Raw genomic sequence first — 12,510 nt, 5'->3', positions numbered from 1 at the left:
TACGCATGGTGCCATGATTTCCGTATCGTCCGGAATCTTCCCCTTGTTTTATGGAGTTCCGCCATGACCGACGCCGTCGCGCCCGCCACCGCGCCCACCGATCGCACCCGCATCCGCCGCGAGGCGCAGCGCGCCGGCTACGAACGTGCGACGCTCGAGGCGATCGTCGATGCGGCGCATGTCTGCCACGTCGCGTTCGCCGATTCGAACGGCGTGCATTGCATTCCCACCGCATGCTGGCGCGATGGCGCGCACCTCTATATCCACGGCTCGAACGGCAGCCGGATGCTGAAGCTGGCCGCGTCCGGCGCGCAGGCCTGCGTGACGATCACGCACCTCGACGGCCTCGTGCTCGCGCGCTCGGCGTTCAATCATTCGATGAACTATCGATCGGCGATGATCTACGGCTGCTTCGAGGTGGTGCCCGATGCCGACAAGGCGCACGTGCTCGACGTGTTCCTCGACCAGCTTGCGCCGGGGCGCAGCCGCGAGGCGCGGCCGGGCAACGCGAAGGAGCTGGCGGCCACCACGGTGCTGCGGATCGGCTTCGACGAAGCCGTGACGAAGGTCCGTACCGGCGGCCCGAACGACGACGAGGCGGACCTCGGCCTGCCGGTGTGGGCCGGCGTGCTGCCGTTCGGCGTGGCGCGCGTCGCGCCGGTGCCCGATGCGGGGCCGGGCGCGATGCCCGATGCCGTCCCCGGCTACGTGCGGGAATGGGAAGCGGCCATCGTGGCCTGATCAGTCGGCCGTGTCGCCGCTCTTCGGCACCTTGCGCCAGGCTGCGCGGCCCGGCAGCGGCGACCACGCCGGGCGTTTCGCCGCGGCGGTATCGACCACCACGAGGTAGCGGCCCGCGTCGGGCGTGGCCTCGCGCGGCGCATCGCCGTCGTGCAGCACGCGCGGCACCTCGCCTTCGGCGGCGCGCGTTTCGTAGTCGGCATCGAGAATGCCATGCCGGTCGAGAAACGCATTGAGCGAGCCGGGAATCCGCACGCAGCCCTTCGAGTGACGGATGCCGAGCAGCGGCTCCAGCTTGTCGGGGTCGGTGGAGTGCATCTGGAAGCGCATCGGCGACATGCCGCCCTTGCCCCAGCCGCGCTGGCCGTCCACCCAGCCGAAATCGAAGATGCGGCGGCCGCGCGCGCCGTAGCCGCGGATGCCGTTCTCGTTCTCGGTGCCTTCCGCGCGGAAATCCATGTTGACGGGCGAGTGCTCGAACACGCCGGTCGGCGACACGAAGTGGTCGTACTGGCCCGGCATGCCGGTGCCGACCGGCGACGCACCGATCCATTCCCACTGGTTGGCCGGCGTCGTGCGGAAGTAGACCATCAGCGCCTGCACGTTGCGCGCGCGATCGACCAGCACCACGTATTCGCCTGCCAGATCGGCGTGGCCCTTCGCGGCCAGCGCCTGTTGCAGACGCAGTGCATAGGCATGCTGAACATCGGCGGGCACGTCGAGCCGGCGCGTGACTTCGCTCGCATAGGCGTTGCGCATCGCGACGGCGCGCTTCGTGATCGCGATGGCGTCGTCGGCATTGGCCGGCGCCGGGTGGAACACGGGCGGCGGCAGCACGGCGGGGACTTCGGGGGCTTCCGTGGCGGAGGCCGGTGTCGATGCCGATGCCGCGCTTGAAGCCGGTGCGCCCGACGCGGCGGTTGCGGCACTCGCGGCCGATGACGTGCCGGAAGAGGCATGGGCCGGTTTGGCGGCGGCATGCGCGGAAGCGCTCGCGGCAGTCGCGCTGCTGGCGGCATCCTGGGCGAGTGCTGGCGGGGCGACGCCAGCGGCCGCGCTCGCGCACAGCCAGACGAGCAGGGCGGCGCCGCGCGCGCGGTGTACGGCGGCGGTGGAGAGTCGGGGCGACGGGGCGTCGAAATCTCGCATCACATGGCCTCGGCAAGGAAGAGTCGATACCGGTGAGGCAAAGCTCGCCCGATTTCGTTCGGCCGGGGTTGTGACGACTTGTAAGCGGGGTCGGAATGCGTAAAGCGTGCGGCGTACGACGGCGGAGCCAGGCCGCTCAACCGAGATCGTCGTCGATTTCCTTGCGCTCGCGGCGCTCCTCGTTGCCGCGCCGCGCGCGCAGGCGCTGACGCGACAGCACCGAGATCACTTCGCCAGTGCTCGCGCCGGCCGGGATTTCATTGCGGATGACCTTCGCCACGAGCGGCAAGCCCGCCCGCTGCCGTTTCAGCGCGCGGGCGATCGCGTCCCGGCAGGCCGGTCCGTGGCACTCCCATTCGTCGCGGATTCTTTCGCAGTAGCGGCACTTTTCCATCCGGCAAGTTTACCCGGAATCAAATTTTGATTTCGAGCCCGGCCCGGTGCGCGAAAACGTCGACCGTGACGCGCACTGGTGTGGTTCGAGGCCGACGTGCAAATTCGGGGGCGATGCCTGAAGCGGGCTGCGTGCAATGCAGCAAAACTCCGGCCGGGCCATTCGAAAGAACCATTCGGCGTGCTAATCGCGGTGATTGTTGCGCCGCGAAACACTGCCCGGCGGTTATCGCGAACCTTGTTTGCGTGCGCATCCAAAGGATCTTCTGCTACGAAAAAAATGTCGGAGACATCCGGGCGAATACCTACATAAAAACGCCGATAGCGGTATAGTAGGCGCGCTTGCCGGCGCCCTCCCCAGCGCCGGCCGATATCCCGGCGGGCTGCGCCGCCAACCGTGATCTCACCTCAGACGATGCAAGATATTCTGCTGCTCATCGCTGCCTCGATCGGCTTCGCGATCGTCGCGATCGCCGCCGGCGTCTGGTTCGCCGGCCGTCAGGCAAGACGGAATCCGTATTCGCAACAAGCGTTCGTGCGCCAGGCGGCGCCGCAACCGCCGCGCCGTGCCCGCCGTGCCGATACGTCCCCCGCTTCCCGCATCATGCCGTCCGTCGCGCTGGCAATGGCCAACGCCGATGCCGCCGCCCGTTCGTCGGCCGACGGCGCGATGATCGCGGCCGCCTCCGCCGGCGTGCGCCGGCCGTCGTCGCGCTCCCGTTCCGCCGATGTCGCCGAGCGCGAGGCACAGGCCGCCGCCAAGGCGGCCGTGCGCGATGCGCACGATGCCGATGCGGATGCCGTCGAACTCGAACACCGTGCCGCGCAGGCCGTGCGCAACGCGCGGCCCGATGCGTCGGGCTCCGAAGCGTTGGCGCTGGGCCTGCAGGATCGCGCGCAACGCGCTCGGCGTTACGCGACGCTGGCCACGCAATGGGCCGCCGATGCGCGCAACTATGCCGAACTGTCGATCGGCGAACCCACCGGCACGCATGCGGCGCTCGCGATCGAGCGCGCCATGCAGGCCGCCGGCGCACGCCGCGAAACCAAGCGCCTGGCCGCCCCGCGCCGGGGCCGCGTCCGCGGCCTGCAACCGGCGGAGTGAGCGGCGGGCGCTGTCTGCCCGCTTGCCGCCCGCTGTCCGGTTGCGTTCCGCGTTACTTCGTTTTCCTTCCCGAATCCATCACCGCAGGGCGGCTTCAGTGCCCGCCGCCCGCCTCTGTGCGTTTGTCCTTGGCGCGCCGCGACAGCATGTTCATGCCCTCGACGAAGGCCGAGAACGCCATCGCCGCGTAGATATAGCCCTTCGGCACGTGCGTCCCGAACCCTTCGGCGATCAGCGTCATGCCGATCACGACCAGGAAACTCAGCGCCAGCATGACGATGGTCGGGTTGCGATCGATGAAGCGCGACAGCGGGCCGGCCGCGAACAGCATCACCGTGACGGCCGAGATCACCGCGATGAACATGATCGCGACGTGCTCGGTCATGCCGATCGCCGTCACGATGCTGTCGATCGAGAACACGATGTCGAGCACCAGGATCTGGCCGATCGCGGCCACCGGCGTCAGCACCGCGGCGGCCACGCCGCCGCCCGCGCTGTCGCCGCCGCCGGGCGCGACGTGGTGATGCATTTCGCGCGTCGCCTTCCACACCAGGAACAGGCCTCCCGAGATCAGGATCATGTCGCGCCACGAGAACGCGTGATCGAACAGCGTGAAGGCCGGCTGGGTGAGCCGCGCGATCCAGGCCACCGTGCCGAGCAGCGCCAGGCGCAGGATCAGCGCGAGGCCGATGCCGATCCGCTGGGTGCGGGCGCGCTGCGCCTCCGGCAGCTTGTTGCTGAGGATCGAGATGAAGATCAGGTTGTCGATGCCGAGCACGATCTCCATGGCCACCAGCGTCAGGAGGGCGGCCCAGATGGCGGGATCGGCGGCGAGGGTCAACAGGTGGTCCATGGGGAGTTCCGGAATCCGATGAGAACGCGTGGTCGAGGCTTGCTATGATCGGCGCTTGCCGGGTTCGAAAAAACCAGCGTGAAGCTGATTCATACTTCGGTTTTTACGAATCGTGACGTTGCCGCCAGGGTCATCATGCTGAATTTCCGCCATCTCTACTACTACTGGGTCGTCGTCAAGGAGGGCGGGTTCGCGCGTGCGGCCGACCGGCTCGACATGGCCGTGCAGACCATCAGCGCGCAGGTGCGCGAGCTGGAGCGCGCGCTCGGCCATCCGCTGCTGAAGCCCGCCGGGCGCGGCGTGACCATGACCGAGGCGGGCCAGGCGGCGTTCGCGCGCGCCGACGAGATGTTCCGGATCGGCGCGCGGATCGCCGACGACGTGCGCGCCGCCGCGAGCGGCGAGACCGCGCGGCTCGCGGTGGGGCTGACCGATGGCGTGTCGAAGCTGGCCGCGCATGCCGTGCTGGCGCCCGCGCTCGACACGCCGCAACTGCGCCTGCTGTGCCACGAGGGCGAGCTGGACGAGCTGCTGGCCGAGCTGGCGCTGCATCGGCTCGACATGGTGCTGGCCAGCCAGCCCGCGCCGCCGCATCCCGCGCTGCGGCTCACCAGCGAGCGGCTGGCGGCCTCGCCGGTCGACTGGTATGGGCCGGCTTCGCTCGTCACGGCGGCCGCGCGTGCACGGTTTCCCGAGTGCCTGGCCACGTTGCCGGTGCTGTTGCCCACCCCGCATTCGCCGCTGCGCGCGCAACTGGAGCGCCTGTTCGAAACGCTCGGCATCCGGCCCCGCATCGTCGGCGAGTTCGAGGACAGCGCGCTGATGGCCGTGTTCGGCGCGCGCGGGCTGGGGGTGTTTCCGTTGAGCGAATCGGGGGCGAGCGATGCGGCGTTGCTGCGCGGGCTGCGGCGGCTCGGGCGCGCCGAGGGCGCGGTCGAGGAGATCTACGCGATCCGGTCGCGGCGCGGTGAGCATCATCCGCTCGCGGAGCTGGTGATCGGGGCGGTGCGAGAGGGCGCGTGAGGCAGGCTGAACCGTTACCGCGGAAACGACAACGGCGCCTTGAAGGCGCCGTTGTCGCATGTCGTTGCCGGGGCGCGGCCTTTGCCGCGCGGCATCACACCGTCACTTCCACCGTCCGCCCCACGCGATGAAACGCGCGGCCGAAATAGATCAGCCCGTCCGCATCGGTGCGCACGCGAATCGTGGTCGCCTCCACGAACAGCACCGTGTGCGAGCCCACTTCCTTCATCTCGACGATGGTGCCCTGCACGCTGGCCAGCGCGTCGCGCAGCACCGGCACGCCGTCGCGGCCGAGGTCCCAGTCGGTCTGGCCGAAGCGCTCGTCCATCGGCAGCTTGGTCAGGCCTGCGAAATGACGCGCCAGCGATTCGTGTTCGCCCGGCAGCACGTTGACGCACAGCGTGCCGTGGCTCGTGAACGCCGCGTGCGTGCTGCTCGACCGGTTCAGGCATATCAGCAGCGTGGGCGGGGCATCGGTCACGGAGCACACGGCGCTGGCCGTCACGCCGCAGCGGCCGAGCGGGCCGTCGGTCGTGATCACGTTGACGGCGGCGCCGAGGTGCGCCATCGCGTGGCGGAACAGTTGGCGCGCTTCGTCGTCGGCAGGCGCGCGCATCGGGTCGGTCATGAAAACTCCTGAATCGGAAAGCATGACGAAACGTCGTGCCCGGGACGCGCCGGGGCCGCCGATTTCGTCGAACAGTCCGGCAGTGTCGCCCGTCTCGCCGGAAAAGTCAGGGAAACCCCTGGCTTGCCGGGGTTTTCGAGGCGGGGCGCGGCTTGTCGGGCTGCAGGCATCCAGTCGTCGGGCAGTGTTGCCTCAGGCCGGGTCGGCGACTGTCTGTTCGCGCGCATAGTGCGACGGCGGCTGCCCGACGTGCCGCGTGAACGCCACGCTGAACGTGCTGGCGGAGCTGTAGCCCACGCGTTGCGCGATCTCGGCGATGCGCCCCTGATTGCGGCGCAGCAGATCCTTGGCCAGCGCCATGCGCCAGGTCAGCAGGTATTCCATCGGCGCGACGCCGACCGCGTGGCTGAAGCGCTCGAAGAACGTCGAGCGCGACATCGCGGCCTGCTTGGCGAGCGCGGCGACGGTCCACGCATGGGTGGGGCGCTCGTGCATGCCGCGAATCGCGGCGGCCAGCCGGCTGTCGGCGAGGCCGCGCACGAGGCCCGGCGAGGCCTGGGTGCCGGCCGTCGAGCGCAGCGCCTCGATCAGCAGCACCTCCAGCAGCCGCGTCAGCACTTCCTCGCGCGCGGGCCGCTGTTCGCTCCATTCCTCCCGCATCAGATGCACTAGCGTGGCCAGCCGCGCCTCGCCGCGCACATGCACGCGCCTCGGCAGCAGCGACACCAGCAGCGCCGCGTCGGGCGAACCGAAGCTGCAATGGCCGACCACGATGCGCGAATCGATCGGCCGCTCGGCCGCGCCGATCCGGAACTCGCCGGGGCGCAGCGGGGTGGGCATCGAGTTGTCCGCCTCGGGCGGCGGCGCGGCCAGGCTCGACATCCCCACGCCGTAGGCAGCCGGAATCAGCACGAAATCGCCGGTGCGCAGCTCGGTCGGCTCGTGGCCGTCCACCATCAAGTGGCAGCCGCCGTCGAGCACCACGCAATAGAACGGCTGGCCCGAATCGGTGCGGCTGACGCGCCACGGGCTCGCGCCGTAGACGAACTTGGAAAAGCGCGCGCTCGGCTGCAACAAGCCCACGACCTCGGCTAAGGGATCGATCATGGCTGGACTCTCGCAAATGAAATTCGGATTGCTGATTGTAGCAAGTACGGCCGCGAGCCCCTATCGTAGAGGCACCTTTTCTTTGTTCGACAGGAGTCATGCATGCAAACCGTATTGATCACCGGCTGTTCGTCGGGCTTCGGCCTCGAAACCGCGCGGCTGTTCCTGGAGCGCGGCTGGCGTGTGGTCGCCACCATGCGCACGCCGCGCGAGGACTTGTTGCCGGCTTCCGAGAACCTGCGCGTGCTGGCACTCGACGTGACCCGCCCGGACAGCATCCGCGCGGCCGTGGAGGCGGCCGGCCCGATCGACGTGCTGGTCAACAACGCCGGTTTCGGCGCGGCCTCGCCGGCCGAGCTGGTGCCGCTCGACACGGTGCGCAGCGTGTTCGAGACCAACGCCGTGGGCACCATCGCGCTGACGCAGGCGGTGTTGCCGCAGTTCCGCGCGCGCCGGGCCGGGGTGGTGGTGAACGTCACGTCGAGCGTGACGATCAAGCCGCTGCCGCTGATCAGCGCCTATCGCGCGAGCAAGGCGGCCGTGAACGCGTACACCGAATCGCTGGCGCTCGAAGTCGAGCCGCTCGGCGTGCGCGTGCGGCTGGTGCTGCCGGGGCGCTCGCCCGAAACGCGCTTCGGCGATAACGCGCGCGCGAACATCGCCGGCTTCGATCATCCGGCCTATGCCGAGCTGGTCAACACGGTGCTGGCCAGGATGGCCGACACCTCGGGGCCGCTGACGCATTCGATCGACGTGGCCGAGGCCGTGTGGCGCGCCGCCACCGATCCGGCCACGCCGCTGAAGATCCCGGCCGGCAAGGATGCCGAGGCATGGGCCGCCGAGTTGGCCGCGGCGCGCTGATTCCGGCGCGTTGATTCCGTCCAGATTAAGGACAGCGGGATTGGCACGCTGTTTAGTACCCCTGCCGATCCCGCCAAAACCGATATTCAGGAGAACTCATGCAGGACCAACGCATTGCACTCGTGACCGGCGCCAATCAGGGCATCGGCCTTCAGATCGCCAAGGACCTGGTGGCGCGTGGCTGCTTCGTGCTGATCGGCTCGCGCCGGCTCGACCGCGGTGAGGCGGCCGCGCAGGAAGTGGGCGAAGGCTCGCGCGCGCTGCAGCTCGACGTGACCGATCAAGCCTCGATCGACGCGGCGGCGCGGCTGATCCGCGAATCGTATGGCCGGCTCGATCTGCTGATCAACAACGCGGCGATCTCGAACACCGGCTTGCGCGACGGCCAGACCATCGAGGAATACTCGAAAACCACGCGCCCGAGCAACGTCTCGATCGACGAGATGCGCGCGGTGTGGGACACCAACGTGTTCGGCGTGCTGGCCGTGTATCAGGCGATGCTGCCGCTGCTGCGGCTGGCTCCGGCGGCGCGCATCGTCAACGTGTCGAGCGGCGTCGGCTCGCTGACCACCAACTCCGATCCGGCGTTCCCGTATCGCGCGATCTTCGGCCCCGTGTATCCGGCCTCGAAGACGGCGCTCAACGCCATCACGCTGGCGATGGCGCTCGAACTGGAGCCGGAAGGGATCAAGGTCAACGCGGTGTCGCCGGGCTATACGCGCACCAATCTCAACAATTATTCGGGCACCGAAACGTTGGAGGAAGGCGCGCGCGAGGCGGTGCGGGTGGCCCTGCAGGGGCCGGACGCGCCGACCGGCACGTTCACGCGCTGGGAAAACCAGACGATTCCCTGGTAAGCCGTACTTCGGGGCATCAGTCCGCCGATCGGCTGCGGCACACGGCGAGCACGCGCTGCCGCAGCCAGCGGTGGACGGGATCGGCGTCGAGGCGAGGGTGCCACATCTGCGAGACGGTGATCGTGCCGGTGTCCACCGGCAACGCGAACGCGTGGGCGCTGTCGCCGGCCTGCGCGTCGAAGAACGAGGCCGGCACCAGCGCGATCAGGTCCGAATGGCGGGCCACGGCCAGCGCGGCCGGAAAGCCCGGCACGGCCGCCGCGATCGTGCGCTCCAGCCCGAGTGCGGCCAGCGCGGTGTCCACCGGGCCGCGCGGGTTGTCCTTGCGCGCGGCCACCACATGGCCGAACGCCACGTAGCGCCGGGCGCTGACGCGTCGCTCGCGTTCGAGCGGATGGCCGCGCCGCACCACGCCGACGAAGCGGTCGCGGAACAGCGCCTGGATGCGCACCTCCGGCCCCATCTCGCCGAGTACGCCGATTTCGAGATCCACCGTGCCTTCGCGCAGCGGCGCCGCGCTCTTGGCCGGCTTGGCGGCGAAGCGCAGGAACACGTGCGGCGCGTCGGCGGTGACGGCCGCGATCAACTGCGCGCCGAACGCCTCCACGAAGCCCTCGTTGGCGCGGATCGTCAAGGTCTGGCGCAGCGTGGCCAGATCGAGATCCGCACCGGCCGGCCGCAGCACCGCCAGCGTTTCGTGCAACGCGGCGCGGGTGCGCTCGCGGATCGCCTGCGCATGCGGGGTCGGCACCATGCCGCGCCCGGCGCGCACCAGCAGCGGATCGCCGGTGGCCGCGCGCAGCCGCGCCAGCGTGCGGCTCATCGCCGATTCGCTGAGGCCGAGCCGCCGCGCGGCGCCGGCCACGCTGCCTTCGGCGAGCAGGGCGTCGAGCGCGACGAGCAGGTTGAGGTCGGAATCGGGCATGCGCGGATGCTAGCACGCACGCGCTCGAGACATGGCGCCACGTGCAGGTTAATGCTGCAAGCCATGCGTCTTCCGCCATGTGCGGCGCGCCGCTACAGTGCGTTCATCGGCTGGCGATCGCGCCGGCCACTCGATGAGGGCACGCCACATGACAGCAAACCATCAGCACACCGTATTGATCGTCGGCGCATCGCGCGGCCTCGGCCTCGCGATGGTCGACGGCTACCTGAAGCGCGGCTGGCGCGTGATCGCCACCGGCCGCCGCCATTCCACCGCGCCGCTCGAACAGCGCTCGCGCGACGCGGGCGGCGCGCTCGAAGTCGAAACGCTCGACATCACCATGCCCGACGAACTGGCCGCGTTGCGCGAGCGCCTGGCGGGCCGCCGGCTCGACGTGCTGTTCGTCAACGCGGGCGTCAAGAACGACGATCGCGAAACGGTGGCCGACGTGTCGACCGACGAATTCGTGCGCGTGATGGTCACCAACGCACTGAGCCCGATGCGGGTGATTGAAGCACTCGAAGCACGGGTGCCGCCGGGCGGCACGATCGGCGTGATGTCGTCGGGGCAGGGCAGCGTGACCAACAACCTGAACGGCCACTACGAGGTGTATCGCGCCAGCAAGGCCGCGCTGAACATGTTCATGCGCAGCTTCGCGGCGCGCCACGCCGACGACCCGCGCACGCTGCTGCTGATGGCGCCGGGCTGGGTGCGCACCGAGATGGGCGGCCCGCAGGCGCGGCTCGGCATCGACGACAGCATTCCGAAGCTGCTCGACACCATGGCGGCGCAGGCCGGCCGCGCGGGGCTGCAGTATCTCGACTACCAGGGGCTGACGGTGCCGTGGTGAGCCCGGGCCGCCGCACATTCACATCCGCAACATCTGGCTCGCGTTGATGATCGCGTTGGCGATCTGTTCGATCGGCGTGCGGTCGGTCATCGATTTCGTGCGCAACAGTTCGTAGGCCTTGTCTTCCGAAATGCCGTTGCTTTCGCTGAGGATCGCGGTGGCGCGCTGGATCTGGCGGCGCTCGGTGGCCTTCTCGTCGTTGCGTTTGACGCGCCGTTCCAGTTGCTGGCGATTGCGGTGCTGGAACATCGTCACCGAAATCGCCGTCAGGACGCCGAACGAACGCACCGGCGACGGAATCACGCAATGCGCATCGAGCTGCATGACGGCCTCGATGATGATCGGGTTCTCGTAGGTCACCACCGGAATCACCGGCGGCGCGTCGCGCCTGTCGCGCCAGGTCAGTTCGACCGCGAGCGACTCGGGGCGCACCGCCAGGAACACCAGGTCGACGTTGTCGGGCAGCTCGGCGGCGTGCGGCCAGAACGTGCAGACGCGGCAGCCGATCCGGCTCAGTTGCGCGATCAGTTCGGCGCGATCGTCGTCGTCGGGATGGATCACGGCGACATGCAGCGAACGGATCGCACGCAGGACTTCCGGCGTGCGGGCGGTATGAAACGGCTTCATTCGCGCCCCCCGTCGGCCATTTCGAGCGCGGCGTTGCCGGTGTCGTCGCCGAACGCGATCACGAACGGATCGGGGCGCACCCAGTCGGGCGCTTCGTGCAGGATGTCGAACTGGGCGTGCGCATTGAGCCGGCCGATGCGCGGGCGCAGGTAGGTGTGGTGATTCTGCTCGTCGATCTTGACGCGCCCCTGCGGCGCATCGAATTCGAGGCCGGGCAGCGTGCGCAGCAGCGCATCGGGCTCGTCGCCGCCGGTGCGCCGCATCGCGTCGGCCAGCAGATGCATCTGGAAATAGGCCGCCTCCCAGCACATGTCGGTCACCATGTCCTCGCCGAAGCGGCGGCGAAAGCGCGCGAGCACGTCGCGGTTGGCCGGCGTGTCGACCGACTGGAAATACGGCGACGACGTGATGTGGCCTTCGCCTATTTCCGCGCCCATCGCCGTGAATTCGGTTTCGGTGGTGGACAGCGTGGCGATCGGGCAGCGCGCCGGATCGAGGCCGGCTTCGGCATACGCGCGATAGATATGCGCCATGCCGATGCCCACCACCGTCGAATAGATGAAATCGGGTGCGGCCGCAACGATCTTCTTCATCGCATCGCGATACGCGTCGTAGCCCGCGTTGAGCGGCAGGTAGATCTCGCCCGCCTTCTCGCCGCCATTCTCGAACACGAGATCGCTCATCACGCGATTCGCTTCGTACGGATAGATGTAATCGGAGCCGATCATGAACACGCGCTTGCCGTGATTGCGCAGCATGTAGTCGGCCAGCGGGAAGCTGTTCTGGTTCGGCGCCGCGCCGGTGTAGATCACGTTGCGGCTGCATTCGAAGCCTTCGTACAGCGTCGGATACAGCAGCAGCGCGTTGTGGCGTTCGAGCACCGGCAGCACGGCCTTGCGCGTGCTCGACATGTAGCAGCCCACCACCACGCGAATTCTTTCGTTGGCGATCATGCCGGTCAGCAGCTCGGCGTAGCGCGCGGGGCGCGAGGCGGGGTCGCACAGCACCAGTTCGACCTCGCGGCCGTCGATGCCGCCGGCATCGTTGATCTCCTCGGTCGCGAAGCGCGTGGCGCGCTGCTGGGACCGTTCGATCGGGGCGGTCACGCCGGTTTCGGAAAGCAGGACGCCGATCCGGATCGGGTCGCGGTGCGATGAAGTCATGAGAAGGACGAAGCAACGGTAAGAGGAATCGAGGCCGCGAAGCGCCGCGCGGGGCGCACCCGAGCGGGTGCGGCGCGGCACGCTTCGCGGCGTGTCGTCGTGACCATAACCGATTCGCGGGTAGGAAAACAAACCCGGATCGGCCCGCATGGCGGGCGCGGGGCGGCCCGCGCGGCCTCGAAAATTTCCGCTTGCCACGGATTTTTCACTGCGATATGTTTCGCCCAT

14 protein-coding genes are annotated in these 12,510 nt (G+C 68.9%); 6 read left to right on the top strand and 8 right to left on the bottom strand.

The window, feature by feature from the left end:
* The first annotated feature begins 63 nt into the window (after positions 1 to 63).
* Positions 64 to 741, top strand: coding sequence for a pyridoxamine 5'-phosphate oxidase family protein (locus ACYP33_RS11500; RefSeq protein ID WP_459621715.1), 678 nt, complete (start codon positions 64 to 66; stop codon positions 739 to 741).
* On the opposite strand, the gene ACYP33_RS11495 is transcribed toward ACYP33_RS11500, so the two are convergent.
* Positions 742 to 1,890: a hypothetical protein gene (locus tag ACYP33_RS11495; RefSeq protein WP_459621713.1), complete on the bottom strand. Its 1,149-nt coding sequence runs from the start codon at positions 1,888 to 1,890 to the stop codon at positions 742 to 744.
* Between the two features lie 136 nt (positions 1,891 to 2,026).
* Positions 2,027 to 2,284: a hypothetical protein gene (locus ACYP33_RS11490; RefSeq protein ID WP_206127907.1), complete on the bottom strand. Its 258-nt coding sequence runs from the start codon at positions 2,282 to 2,284 to the stop codon at positions 2,027 to 2,029.
* 414 nt (positions 2,285 to 2,698) lie between these two features.
* On the opposite strand from ACYP33_RS11490, the gene ACYP33_RS11485 reads away from it, so the two are divergent.
* A complete protein-coding gene (locus ACYP33_RS11485; RefSeq protein ID WP_414446762.1) occupies positions 2,699 to 3,388 on the top strand; it encodes a hypothetical protein in 690 nt (229 codons plus the stop codon).
* Positions 3,389 to 3,482: 94 nt separating this feature from the next.
* Here the strand turns inward: ACYP33_RS11485 and ACYP33_RS11480 are convergent, their stop codons facing one another.
* The gene (locus ACYP33_RS11480; RefSeq protein WP_414439989.1) at positions 3,483 to 4,241 is read right to left on the bottom strand and encodes a TerC family protein; all 759 of its coding nucleotides are present in this window, start codon (positions 4,239 to 4,241) and stop codon (positions 3,483 to 3,485) included.
* Positions 4,242 to 4,376: 135 nt separating this feature from the next.
* Here ACYP33_RS11480 and ACYP33_RS11475 point away from each other — a divergent pair, with 135 nt between their 5' ends.
* Positions 4,377 to 5,264: a LysR substrate-binding domain-containing protein gene (locus tag ACYP33_RS11475; protein ID WP_459621710.1), complete on the top strand. Its 888-nt coding sequence runs from the start codon at positions 4,377 to 4,379 to the stop codon at positions 5,262 to 5,264.
* Between the two features lie 94 nt (positions 5,265 to 5,358).
* Here the strand turns inward: ACYP33_RS11475 and ACYP33_RS11470 are convergent, their stop codons facing one another.
* A complete protein-coding gene (locus ACYP33_RS11470) occupies positions 5,359 to 5,892 on the bottom strand; it encodes a flavin reductase (protein ID WP_414439987.1) in 534 nt (177 codons plus the stop codon).
* Between the two features lie 192 nt (positions 5,893 to 6,084).
* A complete protein-coding gene (locus ACYP33_RS11465) occupies positions 6,085 to 6,999 on the bottom strand; it encodes an AraC family transcriptional regulator (protein WP_459621707.1) in 915 nt (304 codons plus the stop codon).
* A gap of 102 nt (positions 7,000 to 7,101) precedes the next feature.
* Between ACYP33_RS11465 and ACYP33_RS11460 the strand changes: the two genes are divergently transcribed.
* Positions 7,102 to 7,860 (top strand): SDR family oxidoreductase, encoded by a 759-nt coding sequence (locus ACYP33_RS11460; protein ID WP_459621705.1) that lies wholly within the window; start codon positions 7,102 to 7,104, stop codon positions 7,858 to 7,860.
* A 98-nt stretch (positions 7,861 to 7,958) separates the two neighbouring features.
* Positions 7,959 to 8,717: an SDR family NAD(P)-dependent oxidoreductase gene (locus ACYP33_RS11455; protein ID WP_414439984.1), complete on the top strand. Its 759-nt coding sequence runs from the start codon at positions 7,959 to 7,961 to the stop codon at positions 8,715 to 8,717.
* 16 nt (positions 8,718 to 8,733) lie between these two features.
* On the opposite strand, the gene ACYP33_RS11450 is transcribed toward ACYP33_RS11455, so the two are convergent.
* On the bottom strand, positions 8,734 to 9,642 hold the full coding sequence (locus ACYP33_RS11450; protein WP_459621703.1) for a LysR family transcriptional regulator: 909 nt from the start codon (positions 9,640 to 9,642) through the stop codon (positions 8,734 to 8,736).
* A 148-nt stretch (positions 9,643 to 9,790) separates the two neighbouring features.
* Here ACYP33_RS11450 and ACYP33_RS11445 point away from each other — a divergent pair, with 148 nt between their 5' ends.
* Positions 9,791 to 10,492: an SDR family NAD(P)-dependent oxidoreductase gene (locus ACYP33_RS11445; RefSeq protein WP_459621701.1), complete on the top strand. Its 702-nt coding sequence runs from the start codon at positions 9,791 to 9,793 to the stop codon at positions 10,490 to 10,492.
* Positions 10,493 to 10,510: 18 nt separating this feature from the next.
* Here the strand turns inward: ACYP33_RS11445 and ACYP33_RS11440 are convergent, their stop codons facing one another.
* On the bottom strand, positions 10,511 to 11,119 hold the full coding sequence (locus ACYP33_RS11440; RefSeq protein ID WP_206127918.1) for an ANTAR domain-containing response regulator: 609 nt from the start codon (positions 11,117 to 11,119) through the stop codon (positions 10,511 to 10,513).
* Positions 11,116 to 12,282, bottom strand: coding sequence for a transporter substrate-binding domain-containing protein (locus ACYP33_RS11435; RefSeq protein WP_459621699.1), 1,167 nt, complete (start codon positions 12,280 to 12,282; stop codon positions 11,116 to 11,118). Before ACYP33_RS11435 ends, ACYP33_RS11440 begins: the two co-directional genes overlap by 4 nt.
* Positions 12,283 to 12,510 lie beyond the last annotated feature (228 nt).

This window comes from Burkholderia sp. 3C, from assembly GCF_054589155.1.
This window is presented reverse-complemented; position numbering and strand designations above follow the sequence as displayed.